Source organism: Acidocella aminolytica 101 = DSM 11237 (assembly GCF_900129125.1).
GTDB classification, from domain to species: Bacteria; Pseudomonadota; Alphaproteobacteria; order Acetobacterales; family Acetobacteraceae; genus Acidocella; species Acidocella aminolytica.
In genome coordinates, this window is the sequence record NZ_FQVJ01000050.1 from 1 (window position 1) to 20,808 (window position 20,808).

A 20,808-nucleotide genomic window follows, 5' to 3' on the forward strand; every position below is an offset into this window, starting at 1 on the left:
CCTTCAACGAGATGTTCCCCGACGAGGACGCAGCGCGGGCGTGGTTCGAGAAAGCGCGCTGGCCGCATGGTCCCGAGTGCCCGAAATGCGGGTCTGTCAACCACTCGGCTTGGCTCAAGACGCCACGGCGTTGGAACTGCATGGGCTGCCGCCACCAGTTCAGCGTCACCGTGGGAACGCCGATGCATCGGACACATTTGCCGCTTCTGACATGGGCACATGCCATTTACCTGATCGTGTCCTCGTCGAAAGGTATTTCCGCTGTGAAACTGGGCGAGATGCTTGGCATTTCGTATCCATCGGCATGGCATCTCGGGCATCGCGTGCGGGCCATGATGGCCGAGACCAATCCCATCCTCGCAGGCGTTGTGGAACTGGACGAGATGTATGCCGGTGCGCCGCCTCGAAAGCAGGCGAAATCATCTCGCTATCACGACGATGACGATGTGCCTCCGGCAAATCGCAAAGGACGCGGCACAAAGCGACCGCTCGTACTGGTGGCCGCGAAGCGCGGTGGCGATGTGATTGCGAGGGTGATCCCGACGCACGGAAAAGAGGCGATTGCTTCGGCTTTGGAAGGGGTTATTGATGGCAACGCCACGGTGATGACGGATGGCCTTCCGGCCTACAAGCACATTGGCAAGGCGCAGGTTCATCTGGCAGTCAACCATTCTGCCCGCGAATACGCACGCACTGATGAGGCAACGGGCCATCGTGTCCACGTCAACCGGGTTGAGTCGTTCAATGGTTTCATGCGTCGGGCCGTGACTGGCGTGTTCCACTCGATTTCGGTGAAGCATCTCGGACGCTATACCGGAGAGGCAACATTCCGATGGAACCGGAAGGCTGATTCCTGTCTCGACCGAATGACCCGGATGATCCGCAATGGAGAAGGTCGGCTGTTGTCGTATGCGTTCCTGACCGGGAAAGCGGCTTGATGGCACGGAGGCAGCCGACCGCCGGACCTCGTCCAGTCATGCGCACAGACCTTTTGCCGTCGAACATGACGGCGGCGAAGGAAGCGCAGGTTCGCGCTGTTCTTGCGGCCTATCGGCGCGGAGCGGTCATGCTGGCGAGTGAGCAATGGCGGCTGTTCTTCGAGACGGGCCGCTTCAACAAGAACCATGACAAGGACAAGACGACATTTGCGGCGGTGATCGGCGCGGCAAACCGGGTGCAGATGTGCCGGTATCAGGTCGTAGGGCAGCTTGATTCGTGGTTAAGCAATCGAGCCAACGATTTCCGTGATGTGGTGACGCGAAGCACACTCGATCCTGATACGAAGCACATGCTACATCTCATCAATCGGCTTGGCGCTTGGTTTTCGCGGCATGAAATCGCGATGAAGGAAACGGGCGAGATTGTGCCGGGTGCTATCCGGCATCTAGCGCGCTCCATCATGCGGCACGTCATGAGAAAGCATCGGCGTCCTGACATGCGTCGTATTTCGATGCGGCTGGATCAGCGCGCTGCATGTCTGGAAGACCCTATCAAGGCAAGTCAAAACGAACGAATTGGTTGGTGGATCAACATGTCCACCATGACCAAAGGCAGGAAGATCGCCGTCCCGCTGCTGACCTACGACCGGCACGAACAGCGCGGCGGTCGCTTGTGCAATGGCGTGCTCGTCACCGAAGACCGGGAGAGCAGCGCTCTGTCGTTCGGCGTTGTCTCCGACATCGGTGAAGACTGCGAGGCCAGTCGGAACGCTTACCAGCCAGAGCGCGAGGTCATGGCGCTGGATTTCGGTCTTTCCACGCTGTTCGCCACCGATGACGGCGCGCTGCTTGGGAAGGGCTGGCTCGATGCGCTGCACGGTTACGACCAGCGCATCACACGAATAGCTCGCGGCCAGCAGCGGCACGGACGCAAGCCACGCGACAGCGCCCGCTATCGAAAAGCCGTTGCGTCCCTTCGTGGCTGGATCAGGACGGAGGTGGGACGCGTGCTCAACGCCCTCGTCGCCGCCAAGCGCCCTGCGGCTCTCGTTCTCGAACGGCTAAATTTCCAGAACCCGACGCTATCGCGACGGCTGAACCGCATCATCCAGAACTGCGGTCGCTCAGTCATCAAGGCCAAACTGGCCGACTTCCATGACCGCTTCGGAATCACTTCGCAAGAAGTTAATCCTGCCTACACGTCGCAGACCTGCTCGTGCTGCGGTTACGTGGACAAACGAAATCGCCGCTCACAGAGCACCTTTCGGTGTCTGTGGTGCGGCTCAACCCTGCATGCCGATGTCAATGCGGCACGGAACATCGGACAGCGCCGTGCGCTGTCTATCGGCTCCGTGTTCCAGTCGAAGGCGTCAGTCCTCACCGAATTGGTGCGCCAACTCGGTGAACGAAGGGTGCATAGCACCCGATCCGGTGGGAAGGGTTCCACCGCCGACCCGCGATTGTCCAACCCGTACTTCGGTGGCGGGAAGCCGATCTCGGTCCGGATGTCAGGTCAGACAACAGCACCAGATATGGTGCTTGCTATGTCAACTTGATAGTGCCCTTTTCGCTCATCGATAAATGGCCACTCGTCTTACGAGACAACCCGGTTACGGGGCGGCGGTTAGCCAACCCCGACGTAGGCGCGGATAGAACACGCTCACTGAGAGGCCCAGGAGTACTAGCGCCGCCGCCGCGAGCTTCCATAGAGGCATGGGCTCGCCGAGCCACAGCACCGCAGTACCCATACCGAAGACCGGTACAAGCAGCGCCATCGGCGCTACGGTTGCGGAGGGGTAGCGTGCCAGCAAAAATCCCCAACTCGCATAGCCAAACCAGCTATTCCCGAGAGACTGCCACACCAAAGCACCCCAGCCTCCAAGCGAGGCATGACTTAAGGCGTGGCAGATCGCTACCGGGCCGTCCACTAGCAGTGAGAGAACGAGCAAGGGCGGTGCTGAGAACAGACTACCCCAAACCACGTAAGCCAGAAAATTATCCGGTCGGCCTTCACGCGCGACGATATTGCCGGAGGCCCAGCAGCCGGCGGCAAGCAGCACCAAAACCAAGCCTAGCGGCGTCGTGTGGCGGTTGACATGCGCAGCGATCACCACAATGCCCGCAACCGCCAGCAGGCAGGCGAGGATCTGGAAGCGCCGCAGCCGCTCGCCGCTTCTGGCCATTGCAAGAAAGATCGTGAAGAATACCTGAACCTGGATGACCAGCGAGGCCAATCCGGGGGAAACATGGCCATCCATTGCCAGAAACAGCAGTCCGAATTGTCCGGCTCCGATCAGTAGCCCATAAGCCGCAAGGTTGCGCCAGGTTACATCTGGCCGGGGAAGCAGCATAATGCCGGGCACAGCGGCAAGGGTGAAGCGCAACCCGGCGAACAGAAAGGGAGGAAATTGGTCCAGCCCGAACCGGATGACTACGAAATTGCTGCCCCAGACGGCCATAACCGCCAATGCAAGAAGACCATGCCGCAAGTTCAGTGTGGTGTGTTGCATCCAGCTTTCCTTATTGAAGCGACTTGCGCTTCGCCACCTGATAATTATGCCGACGCCATACCGGATGAGAATGCCCGCGCGCGCAAAGCTTCCTTTCGCTAGGGATGCTACTTAGGCAAACGCCATTCGAAGAGGTGACGGCACAACGAGATGGCTACCTTTTACACGCCAACGAGCCGACGAGTAAGCAGTGCCTCAAAATCTCTAGCAGGCAGAGGGCGGGCAAAATGATAGCCCTGTGCATAGTCGCAACTGGCGGCCATAAGCAGCCTTTTCTGCTCCTCAGTTTCGACCCCTTCAGCGACGACCTTGATCCCCAACTTATGGGCCATTACGATAATAGCCTCGCAAAGTGCCATGTCGTCTGAACCATTCTCCAGCTCCCTGACGAACGACTGATCGATTTTTAAATAATCTATATCGAATTTTTTGAGGTAGGCCAAAGAGGAATATCCCGTGCCAAAATCATCAAGTGATACCTGCACACCAGCATCACGAAATTCGAGTAGTTCGCTTGTTACTTTACCTGTCGTTTCCATGAGCAAACCCTCTGTGATTTCAACAACAACCGCCTTTCCAGGCAAGTTTATTGTATGCATATAGTCAAGCCACCGACTGACCCTGAAGTGCTCGCTATGATACTGAACTGGTGATGTGTTGATTGATATTTGAAAATCGTCACCAAATCGATCACGCCAATTTGCGCATTGTAGGGTAGCCTCCCGGAATACCCAGTCGCCGATATCGATGATAATTCGTGTTTCTTCTGCCAATTTAATGAACTCATTTAGTGGTATGAAGCCACGCTCTGGGTGATACCAGCGTATCAATGCCTCCGCCTTGGTCACAGAGCCGTCGCGAAGGTCTATAATAGGCTGATAATATAATTGAAACTGTCCACTATTGGCAGGGTTTATGGCGCTTTTCATATCTCGCACCAACTGCATCCGGGTCACAGCATGTTCTTGCATAGATGGAGTGAAATATTGATAGCAATTGCGGCCCCTGGCTTTAGCGGCATACATCGCCTGGTCTGCATTCCGCATAAGATCCTCGGCACGGAGAGCATCGTCTGGATAGAAAGTAATACCCATGCTGGCAGATACATATGCCTTTTCTGCGCCGAGATGGAATGGTAGAGAGAGCTGCTCTAATATTTCATCTGCCGTACGACTTATATCGTCCACGTCTGTCAGATCGCCCATAACAATAATGAATTCATCGCCCCCCTGACGAGCTACGGTATCTGCCTCACGTATATACTTATTAATGCGTTTAGCCGCGTCTATCAGAAGGTGGTCACCAACATCATGTCCTAGTGTGTCGTTGACATGTTTGAATTCGTCGAGATCGATATAAAGAAGGGCAACTTTCGTGCCGACACGATGCGCCTTCTGGATCTCTTGCTCTAATCGATCATGCAGCAGCTGGCGGTTTGCGAGGCCAGTCAGGCTATCAAAATTGGCTTGTTTCCAGATAATCTCTTCCGACCGCTTGCGAGCTGTGATGTCCCTGAACATCCAGAGCCGGCCGTAATATTCATGGTTATTACCAAACATCGGAGAAGAATGGCATTCCAGAGTTCGACCATCGAGCATCGTAACTTCGTCATTCGAAATTTCCTCGTAATGCTGATAGAGATAGTTGACCCTAGACAAGAAAGCAGCGGGGTTAGCCACTTTAGTTGTTGCGCTCTTTAGCAGTTGTTCAACCTCGACTAAATCACGAAGATCTCCTGGTAAACTCCATATTTCTAACATTCTCCTATTTATAGAAATAATTTTATTCTCTCTATCGACAGACAAAATCCCGTCAACTGACGACTCCTGCTGGGTAGTAAGCATAAGATTTTTAAATTCGAGTTCTCGGGTTGCTTGCTTGAGTTCGGTAATGTCATCAGCCAATGAGATCACTCCGAGTGTCTTTCCTCGCGAATCAATTATCGGCGTGCTGTACCAGTCGCAAATAATCACTCGTCCATCCTTAGTAACATTTTCAGTCGTATTGCGTTGTCCGTCTTTCTGAACCAGCAAGCTCCGGAACACGTTATCGGTTTGCGGTTTCAGCCATTCGGGGACGATTAGATCTGTGGCGCGCTGTCCGAGAGCCTCTTCGCGGGTATAACCAAAGATTCGTTCGGCCGCCCGGTTCCATTGCACACAGTAGAAATCGGGATCCCAAGTCACCCCCGCAAGTGGGGTGTTTTGCAGATGCAGCGAAAGCCGGGTTTCACTAGCTTGCAGGTCCTCTTCGGTCTTGAGCCGTTGGTCTGCATCCTTGAGCATCAAGCCGAGGATCGCGGTAGCGGGGGTGAAGGTCAGGAGTAGCGGAAGAGCTAGTTTTTTCATGACCTGAAGCGCCGTAATGTCCGGGAGTTGTGTAAACATTAGCACCTCGACGACATGCAGAAGTAGGCCGAATACCAAAAGCGAGACAACGTTGATCGCCACCAGCCTTTTTTTATTTGCATATCGAAACAACAATCCAAAAAGAGTGCTGACAATGATGGTTGAGACGCCAATGGGTGCGCCACTGCCCCCAAGCCAGACCCGATAACTACCCGCCACCAGTGCGGCGATCGCCGCGGCTAGAGTGCCTCCGAAAAGGCCAGCCATACTGAGGACTACAGAACGTGGATCAAAAAAGATACCCGGTAGAAAGTGAATGGGGTCCATCATCCCGAAAATGCATATAACGCCAAAGACTAATCCTGACGCGGCCTCAGAAAGACGACGAAACCTTGGTCGAAGCAGGCGGGCGATGAGACCCTGCAGCATACTGAGGGCCAGGAGGAAAGCCGCTGCCTTGATCAACTCTAAAAACATATCGTCTCGATTGCCTCTATGTGGTGCCTAAAGTAGGCCATGGTCGGCGTACCGCACATTGCCGGGATAAATAGCGGAGCATTTTTCTCCTGAATCTGAATGGCTCCAGGAAACCAGTACCGCTTCATGCCGCCGTCAGTCTGTATTATGCAATCAGTTCCCATTGGTTTTGCGGCAGCAGTTCTTAGCAATCATCGAGTTTCTTCCGATTCACGCGGCTAAGCAATCAATACAGTAAAGCTTAATGCTTACTCAACAAAGTCGAGTAACCTACCGACCAGCATTGAAGCTCGACGTAACGAACACCGGCAGCTAAGCCAGCCACTCGGCTCAGATATTATCATATCATTCCTCTTCCCTTCCACGAGTAGCCCTGTAGCTCCTTTCATCCGCCGCCACGCCTGCTAGGTTGAATAGAACATGCTTCATGGCCGCATGGATGCTCGTAATCGACGTATCCACAGCATTTTTGATATGCCTTATTCGGCTCCACAAATTCGGCTCCGGCACGCCGCGCGAGAGACAAGATGAGAGTGCGGCATCAATCAGGATGAGAAGCGGCGGTTGCCGCGCCGTCGCATGGCAGAGGGCGTAGCCCGAAGCTCGGAGACGGTGCGGCAACCGCCGGCGCCCCCTTGGCAGTGGGGCGCCGATGGTCGGGGCCAGCCGGATATTCATGTGCATTTCCAGGACTTAAGGGAGATGCCGTGGGTGCCCGGTTGCCATGTCAACGATCATCAGATGAGGTTATTCATGAGACTTCGACAAACCCACAGCGTTCCGGTGGCGGCCGCGAAGGCCGGGTTCAGTATGGCGACGGGCTATCGGATCGCGGCGGATCCGGTGTTGCCCTCGCAGCGTGGCAATACCCGCGAACGGCGCCGGCCCGACCCGCTGGCCGATATTTTCGACAGCGAGATCGTGCCGTTACTCAAGGCGGCACCGGGCTTGCGGCCGGTGGCGGTGTTTGAGGAGATGCGCCGCCGTCATCCCGATCTTGATCCGGGCATCCGGCGGACCATGGAACGGCGCATTCGCGCCTGGCGGGCGGTCTATGGTCCCGAGCAGGAGGTGATCTTCCGCCAGCATCACGAGCCGGGCCGGCTCGGTTTGTCGGATTTCACCGACATGGGTGATCTCGGCGTCCTTGTTGCCGGGCAGCCCCTCGACCATCCCTTGTATCATTTCCGGCTGATCTGGTCGGGCTTCGAACATGCCCATGTCATCCTGGGCGGGGAGAGTTATGTCGCTCTCGCCGAAGGGCTGCAGAATGCCTTATGGGCTTTGGGCGGTGCCCCATTCGATGACATAAAGTTTTTGCGGATTACAGCTCAGCTAGTGAATGTGATTAATGGTATTGCGTCCACGGGAGCGGAATGGCGGGTTTGGAGTAAAAACTGCCATTGCCGTCCTGCGGTCTGGCTGCTCTCTCGCAGAGACACAAACAGCTACAGGTTATCCAGTCGACTGTGTGTTCAGCGATTAAGTGTAGGAAGTATGTTTTCCGCTTATTCGTCTACAGCCCGACGAAGACGATTGAACGTGGCATAAAGCACTGGTGCCATCCATAACGAGCTCACCGTGGTTAGCGCGAGACCACCCATCACCGCGACAGCCATGGGCTGAAGCAGTTCTGTACCGCGCCCAACCCCAATAGCGAGTGGCAGAAAACCACCGATATCAGCCAGCATGGTCATAAGAATTGGCCGTAATCTAGTACCTGCGGCCCACGCAATCTGCGCTGGACCATGGCGAGTACCTGGATGCGCGCCGGCCGAGAAGATGAGGATGACATTATTGACGGCAATCGCAAAAACCAACAGCACGCCAAGAAAAGCTGTGCTATCTAGGTCCATTCTGGTGACCACCAGCGCCGCCAACGCCCCAGGCGAAGCAGCGGCTATCGCTATAATGGCCGCCAGCGCCTTACTCTGCCCGTTGAATTGAAATCCGAACAAGACCAGGAGTGTGAGGAGGGTTGCAGCCAGCACCAGCTCCATTTGTATAAAGCTCTGCTTTTGTTGAGAATAATATCCGCCTAACATGACTGTAGTGCCACTGGGGAGATGCGTATGAGCGATCAATTGCTGGGCAGCGGCAGCGGCGGCTGATAAGCCTTCCCCCGGCAATGGATGAATCCAGAGATATGAATCAGGCACGAGAGCTTGATGCGTTGCGAAGGGCACTACGCTGTGCAACGCAATATGTGCCAGACTGCCGAGGTCGACATAAGCTGGCGGTTCTACCTTGCCATCCGGCAGAATGCGTGCGGGCAGTGGAAGTGGAGTCATGGCTAAGTTTTGCGGAGTCGGCGACGCAGCCTGAAGCCGAACGCGGATCGGCATGATTTGCTGTCCGTTCAATAAATAGCCCGCTCGCTCGCCCCACAAGCGCAGCCGCAAATCCCGTGCGACGTCAGCCGGAGTCAACCCATAGAGGCCAATCCTATGGCGTGGCTGTACCGCTAGTTCGGGGCCTGCCGAGGCCGACTTGAAAATAACCGTTCCGAACTTACCAGACTGGCGGAAGGCAGTGGCTAGCTTAGCGCCAGCATGCAGCAAAGCCATCTGTGATGGCCCGAACAGGAAAACCTCTAGCGGCGCATGCGAACCAGACAAATCCCCAAGACGGTTTACCATCACTTGCGATTGACTGACAGCGATCAACGCTGGGTCCGCAGCACGGAATTCTTTTTCCAACTGAGCCATAACAGCTTCGGTGCTGATAGTGCGGTGACGCTTGAGTACAATGGCCAACGCACCCTTGTTAGGGGTCGAGCGGGGATATCCAAAGCTGCGCCCAACGAGGAGGGAGGTTCGCGCCACAGCTGGGTCACTTTGGGCGATGCTCATCAGCAGTTGGCCAGCACGCATTGTTTCCGCTACGGTGCTTCCGACGGGGGTACGATAAGGTACCGAGACAACGCCTTCATCCCATGGTGGGAGAAAGGCCGTTGGCAATGATCGGTAGGCCGCAGAACCTGCCACAACTAAAATCAGGAAGACTGGTATAACTCGCCAAGGTCGCCGCATGCTGGAGATCAAATGGCGCAAATACCAATGGCGCAACAGGTTTCCAAAATTATGCGCTGCCGCGTTCTTTTTCCCGCCACCCAGCCAAATCGCGAAGACAGGTGTAACCACGAGCGCAACAAGCTGCGAGGTAACGAGTGCTACGACGATGGTGATTGCCATCTGCCTGAATAATAAGCCGATAGTTCCAGACAATAGGATTAATGGGAGGAACACGAGTGAAGCGGTGATTGTTGCCAGACTCATCGGTACTAGAATGCGCCCCACAGCAGCCAAAGCCTGTTGGCGCCGTTCAGCTCTTGTGGCTCCATTAACCTCCAGCCCGCGCTCCATCACAACGATTGCGTGGTCAACAAGTGCGCCAATGGCCGCAGTGAGACCACCTAAAGTCATGACATTCAAACCAAGCCCAAGTAGGTGCATAATCAAAAATGTTGCAGAGATGGCTAGCGGAACCACCAATAATGTGGCCAAGGCTGCGCTCCAGCGCCGCAGGAAGAGAAGTACTATGAGCCAGGCGATGATGCTTCCAAGAATCAAGGCTGCCCAAACATCTCTCAAGCTGGTGCCGATCACCCGACTGAGATCATATACACGCACCAGATGCATGTGAGGGGGTAGCTGGGCTTGCAGTGTCGCGATTTTATTTCGTACGGCCCGACCCAGCGCCACTTGGTTTACACCTTCCTGTGGTGCGATATCGACGACCAGCGCATGCTGCCACCCATGAACGGCAGCCTCTACCAGTAAGGGCGGAGGGGAGGTGTAGACCTTACCTAATGAACCAAGCGATATTGGAACGCGCTTACCATCCGGCCCCTTTGGCCCCAACGGCAACGTAAGTGCGGCGAGGTCGGTTGCATTCACCGGCCTCGGTGTGGTGCTAACAATAAATTGCTGGTGATAAGCTTTCAATACTCCTGAGAAAAACGGGCCTTGCGCGGCCTCCAATGATGCCATCACCTGTGTTGCCATTAGCCCATGTTGCACGAGACGGCGAGGCGAGAGGTCAACGTCCACCTCCGGCCACCCGCGACCTGTGCCCGAAACAGTATAAACGCCATGGATGCTGACCAGCGCCGGTCGAACCTGAAAGGCAAACGTCGACTGCATTTCGGCGCTGTTTAAGGTGTTAGATACGAGTGCATATTCAGCGAAAGGATAAATATTGGGTGTCTGTAGCTTAACCGCCATATGCGCACCTGGCGGCAATGGCACATGCGATAAGCGCGCCTGTAGCAATAAATACGCAAGTTGCGGATCAACACTTTTTGTAAAATAGACATGCAGCTTGGAGAGACCATTGCCGGTCTGCGATCGAACAAGACGGACGCCAGGTTCACCTTGCGCGGCCAGTTCAAGGGGGCGCGTGACCTGTAACAGCATGAGTTTAACGGGTTGCTGGGCATCTGTAACAAGGACCGTTACCTTCGGGAAGGAGACATCCGGAAAGATCGATTTGGGCAAGCGCGACAGCATCGCGCCTCCAGCACCCAACACAAGGAGCACAAGCAAGACAACAGAGAACCGATTGGTCCATAAATTCGCCAGATAGCGCAACATCATTTGTTGTCCTGCGCTGTGGCCATGACAACTCGGCTATCATTCTTCAGCCGAGTTACTCCAGAAATTGCAATTCTTTCGCTTGCTTTCAGAGGACCTTTTACCCACACCTTCTTTTGGGTATCAGCCAGGATTTGCACCGGAACCTCTTTGGCGTGATGCTGGGTGATGATAAACACGACGGCTTTCCCGCCATGCATAATAAGTGCAGTCCTGGGAACGGTTGTCGCAGGAGCGCCGTCCTGGATTAATTTTACGCGCGCCCATTCCCCAGGGATCAAAGGACTGCCGACAGGCAGCTTGATACGAATTTGTATCAAACCCCATGAGCGAGCGTTTTTCCCGATCGACAACACATGGCCCATACCATGCCATGTCCCATCAGAAACCTCGGCTTCTTCATCGAGCTTTATGTCATGCGAAGTGGCAGGCGAGACTTTAATATCGACCCAAGGCACTGCGCGGCCATTTATAGTAGCCACCGGTGTACCTCGGTAGACGACCGTTCCCGGCGCAACAAGATAATGCAGGGTACCGGCAAATGGCGCTCGCATTACTTGCTCATTGGCTTGTTGTTGTATTGTGACCAAGCTGCTCTCGGCCTGGGCCTGATTACGCTGTGCTAACGCGACATCTAAATCCGTTTGTAACTTTTCGTGAGCTAATGCTAAAGTTCTTTTCAAAGCGATATTCGCGTATTTTAGTTGTGCGCGGGCCGAGGCAAGTTGGGCTTGCAGTGCAGGGGAAACATTGTGGGCCACAATAGCTCCTGCAGCCACCGCTCCTTCTGTGTCAAACGGCCCTTGAATCTTGCCAGTTATAGTGGCTGTCAGAGTGGTTTGGCCAAGACTGTTTACAATGCCGAGTGCGTGCACCACGATAGGTACAGGCAGTGAGCATATAGGCGCGGTATTTACGGAAATTGACGGCAAACCCGGATGCACAGCACCGTGCCCATTTCGACCATATGCAAGACTGCTTACCACTACAAATATGAGACCGGTAAGTAGGAATGCGCTAATTCCAAGGCGGCTCTGACTAAAATTCATATTTTTTAACCGAAGATTTTGATTTATTCTCAGTGGCGCGAAGAGTAACAAATGTCCCGGCAGGGTAACCAAACTCAAAATATTTACCCGAAAAAGTCCTAGGAATGAGCTCGCGCTTATCACTCAGGTAGCATGAGGACGGGGCGAGGAAATCAGCTACGCCGCAAAAGACTCCGGAATCGATCATGAATAGCACCTCTAGGTAGGTGTTATAGTAAGTGAAAATGCTTTTTCCCCGACGAGAGTATGATAATTTTATCATTTTCAGCTCCCATCCGTCGAGAATGATGCACTTACCGCAGGAGCCTACAACCGTTGCTCGCAATCTTCGTCCACGATGTAACTCGATGATCTAACTCACGAGGGAGATCCACAGCCCCAAGTCCTACGCCTTTTAGGCCGCGATCTGATGAGGTGTGACCACTCGGCGAAGCTGATGTTGGTAGTAATGATGCACTGATGCGTTGATAGAGCTTACTGAGTAGGTGAAAGAGCACTCCTTTACCTATATAATTGCGAAGTGGGCTGCTGCCGGTTTGGTGGTCAGCAGGTTAAGCTAACACGGCCTTGTCCTCGAACTCCATGGGGCTGACATACCCTCCGCAGCATTCCACCGGTGCTTAGCACCGGTGGAACCTTGGCTGCTCCGCCCAATTTCGAATGCCTGCGCCGTGGATTGTAGAAACGCTCGATATAGTCGAACACATCCGCCCTGGCCTGGTCACGGGTGCGGTAGGTTTTGGCGGCGGTGCGCTCGGTTTTGAGCGATGAAAAAAAGCTCTCCATTGCCGAATTGTCCCAGACATTGCCGGCCCGGCTCATGGAGCAGGTGATACCGTTGTCTGCCAACAGACGTTGGAATTGCTCGCTGGTATATTGGGCGAGCCCTGATCCGAATGATGGAGCAGCGCATCGGCCTTGCCGCGGCGCCAGACGGCCATCATCAACGCATCCATGACCAGCACCGCATCGCGCTCCGCCTTCATAGACCAACCGACAATGCGCCGGGAGAAGAGGTCAAGGACCACGGCCACGTACAGCCAGCCTTCGGCAGTCCAAATATAGGTGAAATCGGCGAGCCATTTCTGGTTTGGCCGGGCGGCGGAAAACGCCCGATCAAGGATATTATCCGCGATCACGGCACGCTCGCCCTCGTCCTTCGGTCTGGCCCGGCACTTCGGACGGGCCCGGAAGCCGTTCTCGCGCATCAGCCGCTCAACCCGGTGCAGGCCGCAGGCCAGGCCCTCTTCGAGCACATCACGCCACACGCGGCGCGCACCATAGGTTCTGTCACTGGCCTTGAAGCTCGCGCCGATCACCGATGCCAGTTTCTCATCGTGCACAGCCCGTTCACAGGCTGGCCGGTTGAGCCAAGCATGGAAGCCGGAACGCGATACCTCAAGAGCATTGCACATCCAACTGACCGGCCAGATATGCCGGTGCTTCACGATGAAGGCGAACTTCACGTCGACTCTCTCGCGAAGAATGCCGCAGCCTTCCTAAGAAACACCCACTTCCACTTCGATCGGAGTGGCTTGCAGAACAAAGCCGAGCGATTTTGCCCGCCGTTGTAGGTTGGCGACGACGCGGCTACGATATTGCGCCTCATACCGATCGGCGCCCGGATCATGGTAGTTCATGCCGTGTCTGAGGGCATTGTAGAACAGTACGGCAATCTTGCGCGCAGTTGCGGTCACGGCCTTTGCCTTACCGGCTCGCGAGGAGAGCCGACGGTAGAATGCGCCCAATGCGGTGTCACTCCGCCCGATCGTTGTGGCTGCCAGACGCAATAGCGCTGCGGCCCTGCTGGAAGACCTCCGTGTCCTTGAGGAGAGTACCTTACCGCCGGAGATCTTGTTGCCCGGCGCCAAGCAGAGCCATGAGGTGAAGTGTTTAGCAGTGGGCCAAGCCTTCAGATCTGTGCCACATTCACCGACCAGTTTTAGCGCAAGCGCCGGCCCCAACCCGTGGATCTGGGTTAAGTCAATGCCAAGGAGACCGAACAAAGCGGCCCGAACGTCGAAACACGGTGCGTTGACCTGTTTGGTCCTCACGCGCGCCTTCGGCAGTTTCGCTTCAGACTGACCAGATTTCTGGGAAAGGGTCGCAATAACGGCCTGCAGCTTGCCGTCACAAGCCAACATCATTGCCTGATAGGTATCGTAGAGTTCCAATGCCTGCGCCAATGCGAAGACATGTTCGTCACGGTCATTGCCTACCAACGCGGCGCGGAGGGTCTCGGTGGAAGAATGGCAACGCACGTCACGATAACTCGCCAACACATCCGGATCGCGCTCGCCCGCGACCATTGCACGGATAATCTGCATGCCGGTTGCACCAGTAATATCAGAAACCACATGATGGAGCTGCAGGTTCATTTCCATCAATGCCTTCTGCATATGCTGAGTATGAGCCGCAGCGTATTCGACCAGCCGCTCCCTTTGCCGCAGATAAGCACGTAGTGTTGCAATCTCGGCGTCTGGCCGAAAGCTGCCTCGTAACAGCCCATAAGAATGAAGTTGGCACAGCCAAGACGCGTCATTGACATCCGTTTTGCGCCCAGGGACGTTCTTGGCATAGCGCACATTGACTAAGATGACGTCAAATCCGCGTTGCTCAAGGATCTCGTAGACCGGAATCCAATATACGCCGGTGGATTCCATCGCGACGCTGGTCACTCCACATGCTTTGAACCAATCGGCCAAATCATGCAGATCTTGAGTAAACGTGCCAAAAGCCCGCACCGGCGTGTCGGCACATGCAGGGTTCACAGCGGCCATATGCATCTTCGACCCAATGTCGATCGCCGCAGCGCCAATATTGACTATCTTCAATTCTGGACGGTTACTGGTCTTTGTGTTGGGCATAAAATCCTCCATCAGTCGTTGGGGAGGGTCTGGGCTATGCCAATCAATCATTTTCCTAATCGGGATCACCGCCGAGACGGTGTCACCACTCTCAAGTTCGCATGCACCCATGGACCACGTTTTTTTACGGGGACTGTGCCTCCAATAAGCTGACGGCCGCTACCCTCCTTGCGGAACGATACCACGGTCCGTTTCTACCGCACCCAGGCGGGCAAGGGTCATCGACGTGTTTTTTAGGATGTCACGCTCCGCCTTGAGCTTGGCGACCTCCTTCTTGAGGGCCGCGATCTCAGCCTGATCGGCCCGCTGCTGGCCATGGCCCGGGAATGCCGTCGCAGGCGCCGCCGCAAGTTCACGCTTCCAGCGGCGCAACACGCTCTCTGCCAGGTCAAGGTCACGCGCCGCCTGGGCAACCGATACGCCCCGCTCCGTAACCAGCTTGACAGCCTCAGTTTTGAACTCAGCTCCAAATTTCCGCTTCGCCATATTCGCCCTCCGGTTCTTGCGTCACGATCTTATCCTCGTGTCCACAAAACCGGCAGCAGCCCAAGCCCAGAGATCAGGTCGCAGAGCGCTTCGGGCTCGCTCAGGGCCTTCGCTTCCCGGACGATCGTCCCTTTGCCGTCAACCACGCATACGCGGCTCTCTGTCAGCGAAACATCAATTCCAACATAATACTCCATGGCTGTTCCTCCATGATGTTCAGGGCAGACCCATTCCAACCCTGTTCGACACAACATCACTCTGAGGGACAGCCACCTTTACGCCTAGAACCAGGCAGCCAGCCCATTACGGCATCTAGGCTGTTCCATGGCCCATTTTATTTCCGGTGTTCTCACCAAACGGAAGACCAACGGCAGTCGCCTATTTTTATGGAATAGCCTTGCTTCCCTTATCCCCTTCTCTTGACAAAGCCAGAAAGCAGCCCGTCACTGACCCTGCGGTTTTCGCATAGGAGTAATCAACGCGAGGGTCCCATGCGATTACGTTATATGAATTTGGCAAATTCTATTACTATAACACCGGCGCCGACCTTACAGGAGCACTTGTATGACGCGTGATGAAATTCTTGCCGCGACTTCGATGCCACTTGCCTCGCCCAGCTACCCGAAAGGACCATTTCGGTTTTTTAATAGAGAATATCTACTGATTTACTATGAAACGGACCCGGACGCCTTACGGGCCTTGCTTCCTGAACCGTTGGTGCCAGACGGAAATCGCGTTTTCTACGAATGGATAAAAATGCCGGATTCCACTGGCTTTGGCGACTATGAAGAGAGCGGCTGCGGCATCTCCGCCCTCTATAACGGCACACCGTGTAATTATAGTGTCATGATGTATCTGGATGACGAATCACCGACAAGCGGCGGGCGTGAAATTTGGGGTTTTCCTAAGAAATATGGTCTTCCACGCCTGAAAACAGTTCAAGAAACCCTTACCGGCACACTGCATTATGACGGTGAGCGGGTGGCCATGGGGACCATGACTTACAAACAAAAAGAAATAGACCCCGCCAGCGTGGTCCAAGGCATGGAGAAGCTCAACGTCAATCTCAAATGGATTCCTGACGTTGACGGCACCCCAAAAATCGCTCAGCTGGTGGGCTATCACCTTAAAGAAATTGATCTCAAATTCGCATATTGCGGCGATGCGCGGCTGCATTTGATCCCGCACGTTAATTGCCGCGTGGCCGATCTGCCCGTCCGCAAAATCCTGGGCGCCTCGCATCTGAAGGCCGATCTGACGCTGCCCTATGGCAAGGTATTGCACGACTATCTGACTGAATCGAAGTAACAAGGGTCATCAAATATGTCACTTAAAGGCAAAGCAGCTCTCGTTACCGGCTCCACCAGCGGCATTGGCCTGGGCATCGCCCGCGCTCTGGCGGCTGAAGGGGCGAGCGTCATGCTGAATGGATTTGGCGATGCGGGCGAGATTGAGAAACTCCGTACGGATCTGGAAGCGGAATTCTCCGTAAAGGTGGCTTATGACGGGGCCGATCTCAGCAAGCCTGATAAGGTCGCGGCGCTTGTGCAAAAGACCCAGGATGCGCTCGGCAGTATCGATATTCTTGTGAATAACGCGGGGATTCAGTTTACCGCGCCGGTTGAGGAGTTTCCCGAAGCCAAATGGGAAGCGATCATCGCCATCAATCTCTCCGCCGTGTTTTACGGCATGAAGGCGGCGATTCCGGCGATGAAGAAGAAGCAATGGGGCCGGATCATCAACATCGCCTCCGCGCATGGTCTGGTCGCCAGCCCGCACAAGGTAGCCTATGTGGCGGCCAAGCATGGCGTGGTGGGGGCCACCAAGGTCGCCGCGATTGAGACGGCCAATGACGGCATCACCGTGAACGCCATCTGCCCCGGCTGGGTGCTGACGCCACTGGTTGAGCGGCAGCTGCAGGACCGCGCCAAGGAAGCCGGCACGGATGTTGAAACGGAGAAGAAGAAGATGCTCCAGGAGACACAGCCGATGCTGAAATTCTCCACGCCGGAGGAAATCGGCGCCTTGGCCGTGTTCCTCAGCTCGGACGGGGCCGCCACCATTACCGGCACCCCGATCTCGATCGATGGCGGCTGGGTGTCGCACTAAACCGCAGCGACAGAAGGCTGGAGCGGGTGCATCGGCATCCCTCCAGCCCCAGCGCAACATAGTTGGCGACGCCACGCCAAACAGGCCCTCCACTGATTCGTTGCACGCTGTTTTTTGTGGCAAAATTGACCTTGCATGCCGGCATTAAAATGAAAGAAATCATCATGGACATTATCGATGTTGATCATCTCATCATTGGTGGAGGCGGCGCTGCGATAACAGCCGCGGCAATGATCCGCCTTGAAGATGCCAATTGCTCCATTACGATCCTGTCCGCCGAGAATAGCGCACCATATTATCGCCCCGCCCTGTCGAAGCAGCTGCTGCTGGGAATCGCGACCGATGAACAAGTCCTGATCCATCCGGAAAGCTTCTATCAGGAACGGAAGATTCAACTTACCCTGGGAACCGAAGCTGAAGATATCGACGCGAAACGCCGGATCGTCCTGGCGGCGAATGGCAAGCAATATCGTTATAATCGCCTGCTGATCGCTACAGGTTCCCAATGGAGGCGACTGGATGTGCCGGGCGCGGAACTCTCAGGCGTCTATTATCTGCGCAGCAAGGCAGACTGTACCGCCGTGAAAGTAGAAATCACCGGCGGCGCGAAGCATGCGGTGGTCGTCGGCGCGGGTTTCCAGGGCATGGAAATCGCCATGACGCTTCTTGAGCTTGGCCTAGAGGTAACAATTATCGAACAGCGCGACCTTGTTCTGGCGCATGTCGAATCAAGCCATGTCTCGGATTATTTCCGTAAACATGCCGAAGAGCTTGGGGCGACATTTCTGTTCTCTGAAAATATCACCGCAATCCATGGGACCGGCCGGATAACCGAGATCGAGACATCCTCCGGGAAGCATGTTCCATGTGACCTGTTGATGGTGAATGTCGGCGCGACGCCTGTTACGTCTTTCCTTGCCGACAGCGGAATTGAGCTTACGGAAACGGGCCATATCGCCGTCGACGACCATCTGCAGACGAGTCTACCCGATGTGTATGCCGCCGGAGACGTAACCAACTTTGTGGACCCGGTTTTTGGCCATCGCCGGCATATCGAGCATTGGGACAACGCCATCAAGCAAGGCCGGTTGGCGGCCAGAAACATGCTTGGGCGTAGGCTGCGTTATGACGAAGTCTCCTATTTCTACTGCGATGTGGGTGATATCAGCTTCAGCATGCTGGGAGAGCCGGCTGAATCCGACGAGCATATTATCCGCGGCTCTCTCGAAGACAAATCACTGGCTCTTTTCTACTTAAAGGACGATATTCCCCGCGCGCTGCTCTCGGTTGGCCGGCCGGTTGAGGAAACCAGAAGCATCGAAGGGCTCATCCGCCACCGCGTCAATCTGAAAGACGAAAAGAAAAAGCTCTGCGACCCGAGCTTCACGCTCGACAAAATTCCCGCCCAAACGGTGCTGGTTCTCCAAGGCGGGGGCGCCATGGGGGCTTTTGAATGCGGCGTTGTGAAGGCGATGGAGGAAGAAAAAATCTATCCCGATATCGTGGCGGGCATATCAATCGGCGCATTGAATGGAGCGATTATCGCCGGCAATCCACGCAATGCCACGCAGGCGCTCGAATCATTCTGGTCAGAGCTTGCCGTGGTCTCTCCTCTGCCATTGATGAGCGAGGAGGCGGCCCGTACTGTCACCTCCATGCAAATTCTGACATTCGGCGTGCCTAAATTCTTCAAGCCGCGCTGGATGCCGTCCATGACGTCACTGTTTGAGCAGCCGGGCGACTGGACCAGCCTGTATGACGTGTCACCGATGCGCGAACTTATCGCGAGATATGTTGATTTCCCGCAGCTAAAAAACAGCCCGGTCCGGCTGCTTGTCGGCGCTGTGAATGTGGCCTCCGGGGCGCTGGAAATATTCGATAGCTATGCCGACGACATGACCCCGGACCATATTCTGGCCAGCGGCAGCCTACCGCCGGGCTTCCCATGGGCTGAGATCAATGGTCAAGCTTATTGGGATGGCGGCATCATCAGCAATTCGCCGCTTGACATTGTGATAGACCGCTGCGGCCCGGATGGAAAGCGTGTCTTTATCGTTGACCTCTATGTAGGGCAAAGGCCGCTTCCGACGAATTTGATGGAAGTCATGGCAAGGCGTGACGAGATCGTTTACTCGGAAAGAGTTCGGAATGATCTCCGCCTCCGGGAACTGTCGGCAAACTACCGTGAAATGGTCGACCGCATCCTCGATTATGTCGACCCCACGACCAGAGGAAAGATCAAGCAGCGGCCTCTCTACATCGAACTGATGGGTGACGGCGCCGCGACAACAATCACACGCTTCATTCGGCAAGGGCGGGATGGGGAGCCATCCTCGCGCGACTATGATTTTTCCGACATTTCGATCCGCGCGAACCAAGAACAAGGCTATCAGCTTGTGAAGAAGACACTGCAAGGTGAAGCCGTGGCAATACCAGTTCCGCGCACCTCTCGGCGGACCAAGTCTTTTTCCGCCAGGCACGAAAAGCCTTTTATCTAACTTATAAATGTCATCCTCTAATTTTGGCGTACGTATTTTGCGGGAGCTTCGGCAGCTCTTCAGAAGAGCTGCCAAGCTTCCAAATCGACCAGACATGGCTGCGCAACGCGCAGGCGGCAAGGATACTCAATCCTCAACACGCTCGCATCACACTATAGTGAAGAAATTTCGGCATCACCGGCTGGAAGATCGCGGGCACGACAATATTGTCCGCGTCGGCCTGGTCGACCGCATGTGGTCTGACCTTTATCATCATGCTCTGACCGTACGCTGGTCCACCTTCTTATGGTCTTCACTCTTTCTCTATATTGCGATCAATGTCTGTTTTGCTTCGCTTTATATGATGACACCTGGGCAGATTGGTGGCGTACAGCCTAGCGCATTCTGGGATCTATTCTTCTTCAGCGTCCAGACTCTTTCAACCGTCGGGTATGGCGCCATGGCGCCAACCGGCCCGATGGCGCATGTTATTGTGTCCTTCGAATTGCTGGTCGGCATGATGCTGAATGCGGTCGCGACGGGCTTGGTCTTCGCAAGATTTTCCCGCCCCAAGCCGCAAGTTATGTTCAGCGACCGAGCCTTGATGCATAGCGAAGACGGGATGATGTGCCCAGCTAGTGTCCTGATTCGGAATTTGTCTTCATTTTGGGCATTTTTGTGAGGGACCGCAGGCAGAAGCGTTGAATTGAGGCGAGGATATCGTCGGCGCTCTTGGTCCATCTGAACGGCTTTGGATTGGCATTGTTGGTATCGATATAGGCTGTGATGGCGCGCTCGAGTTCTGCGACGGAGCGGAACACGCCGCGTCTGATGGCTCGATCTGTCAACAAAGCGAAGAAACGTTCGACCTGATTGATCCAAGACGCTGAGGTGGGTGTGTAGTGAACATGCCAGCGTGGCCGCTTGACGAACCAGTTGCGGATCAGCTTTG

14 protein-coding genes and 4 pseudogenes are annotated in these 20,808 nt (G+C 55.1%); 7 read left to right on the top strand and 11 right to left on the bottom strand.

Annotation, left to right across the window (positions count from 1 at the left end; genetic code table 11):
* Window positions 1–938 (top strand): IS1595 family transposase (locus tag BUB54_RS17740; RefSeq protein WP_073211980.1); only part of this gene is annotated, 938 nt, incomplete at its 5' end.
* A 38-nt stretch (window positions 939–976) separates the two neighbouring features.
* The gene (locus BUB54_RS17745; RefSeq protein ID WP_073211981.1) at window positions 977–2,494 is read left to right on the top strand and encodes an RNA-guided endonuclease InsQ/TnpB family protein; all 1,518 of its coding nucleotides are present in this window, start codon (window positions 977–979) and stop codon (window positions 2,492–2,494) included.
* A 54-nt stretch (window positions 2,495–2,548) separates the two neighbouring features.
* On the opposite strand, the gene BUB54_RS17750 is transcribed toward BUB54_RS17745, so the two are convergent.
* The 3 genes from BUB54_RS17750 to BUB54_RS17760 all read right to left on the bottom strand — a co-directional run bounded on the left by BUB54_RS17750 (window position 2,549) and on the right by BUB54_RS17760 (window position 6,951).
* Window positions 2,549–3,448: an EamA family transporter gene (locus BUB54_RS17750; RefSeq protein ID WP_048880591.1), complete on the bottom strand. Its 900-nt coding sequence runs from the start codon at window positions 3,446–3,448 to the stop codon at window positions 2,549–2,551.
* Window positions 3,449–3,609: 161 nt separating this feature from the next.
* On the bottom strand, window positions 3,610–6,225 hold the full coding sequence (locus tag BUB54_RS17755; protein WP_217652543.1) for an EAL domain-containing protein: 2,616 nt from the start codon (window positions 6,223–6,225) through the stop codon (window positions 3,610–3,612).
* Between the two features lie 393 nt (window positions 6,226–6,618).
* Window positions 6,619–6,951, bottom strand: a complete 333-nt coding sequence (locus tag BUB54_RS17760) for a hypothetical protein (protein WP_048880590.1) — start codon at window positions 6,949–6,951, stop codon at window positions 6,619–6,621.
* A gap of 33 nt (window positions 6,952–6,984) precedes the next feature.
* On the opposite strand from BUB54_RS17760, the pseudogene BUB54_RS17765 reads away from it, so the two are divergent.
* Window positions 6,985–7,578 (top strand): annotated as a pseudogene (locus BUB54_RS17765) (IS21 family transposase); the annotation flags it as partial.
* Window positions 7,579–7,781: 203 nt separating this feature from the next.
* Here the strand turns inward: BUB54_RS17765 and BUB54_RS17770 are convergent.
* The 7 genes and pseudogenes from BUB54_RS17770 to BUB54_RS20495 form a co-directional block, all read right to left on the bottom strand.
* The gene (locus BUB54_RS17770) at window positions 7,782–10,871 is read right to left on the bottom strand and encodes an efflux RND transporter permease subunit (RefSeq protein WP_048880588.1); all 3,090 of its coding nucleotides are present in this window, start codon (window positions 10,869–10,871) and stop codon (window positions 7,782–7,784) included.
* Window positions 10,868–11,629 carry an efflux RND transporter periplasmic adaptor subunit gene (locus BUB54_RS17775; protein ID WP_048880587.1) on the bottom strand — a complete coding sequence of 254 codons (762 nt, stop codon included), beginning with the start codon at window positions 11,627–11,629 and terminating at the stop codon, window positions 10,868–10,870. The genes BUB54_RS17770 and BUB54_RS17775 overlap by 4 nt, the downstream gene beginning before the upstream one ends.
* A gap of 277 nt (window positions 11,630–11,906) precedes the next feature.
* Window positions 11,907–12,104, bottom strand: a complete 198-nt coding sequence (locus BUB54_RS21000; RefSeq protein ID WP_158320201.1) for a hypothetical protein — start codon at window positions 12,102–12,104, stop codon at window positions 11,907–11,909.
* Window positions 12,105–12,468: 364 nt separating this feature from the next.
* Window positions 12,469–13,404 (bottom strand): annotated as a pseudogene (locus BUB54_RS17780) (IS3 family transposase); the annotation flags it as partial.
* A 12-nt stretch (window positions 13,405–13,416) separates the two neighbouring features.
* Window positions 13,417–14,784: an IS110 family RNA-guided transposase gene (locus BUB54_RS17785; protein WP_048880594.1), complete on the bottom strand. Its 1,368-nt coding sequence runs from the start codon at window positions 14,782–14,784 to the stop codon at window positions 13,417–13,419.
* 231 nt (window positions 14,785–15,015) lie between these two features.
* A pseudogene (locus BUB54_RS20490) lies at window positions 15,016–15,270 on the bottom strand (transposase); the annotation flags it as partial.
* Between the two features lie 29 nt (window positions 15,271–15,299).
* Window positions 15,300–15,467 carry a hypothetical protein gene (locus BUB54_RS20495; RefSeq protein ID WP_175556546.1) on the bottom strand — a complete coding sequence of 56 codons (168 nt, stop codon included), beginning with the start codon at window positions 15,465–15,467 and terminating at the stop codon, window positions 15,300–15,302.
* Window positions 15,468–15,834: 367 nt separating this feature from the next.
* Here BUB54_RS20495 and BUB54_RS17795 point away from each other — a divergent pair, with 367 nt between their 5' ends.
* The 4 genes from BUB54_RS17795 to BUB54_RS17810 all read left to right on the top strand — a co-directional run bounded on the left by BUB54_RS17795 (window position 15,835) and on the right by BUB54_RS17810 (window position 20,538).
* Window positions 15,835–16,578 (top strand): acetoacetate decarboxylase, encoded by a 744-nt coding sequence (locus BUB54_RS17795; RefSeq protein WP_048880585.1) that lies wholly within the window; start codon window positions 15,835–15,837, stop codon window positions 16,576–16,578.
* A 15-nt stretch (window positions 16,579–16,593) separates the two neighbouring features.
* The gene (locus tag BUB54_RS17800; RefSeq protein WP_048880584.1) at window positions 16,594–17,379 is read left to right on the top strand and encodes a 3-hydroxybutyrate dehydrogenase; all 786 of its coding nucleotides are present in this window, start codon (window positions 16,594–16,596) and stop codon (window positions 17,377–17,379) included.
* Between the two features lie 149 nt (window positions 17,380–17,528).
* The gene (locus BUB54_RS17805; protein WP_199444762.1) at window positions 17,529–19,877 is read left to right on the top strand and encodes an FAD-dependent oxidoreductase; all 2,349 of its coding nucleotides are present in this window, start codon (window positions 17,529–17,531) and stop codon (window positions 19,875–19,877) included.
* 7 nt (window positions 19,878–19,884) lie between these two features.
* A complete protein-coding gene (locus BUB54_RS17810) occupies window positions 19,885–20,538 on the top strand; it encodes an ion channel (RefSeq protein ID WP_244890801.1) in 654 nt (217 codons plus the stop codon).
* On the opposite strand, the pseudogene BUB54_RS21285 reads toward BUB54_RS17810, so the two are convergent.
* A pseudogene (locus BUB54_RS21285) lies at window positions 20,492–20,808 on the bottom strand (IS630 family transposase); the annotation flags it as partial. The gene BUB54_RS17810 and the pseudogene BUB54_RS21285 sit on opposite strands and share 47 nt — an antisense overlap.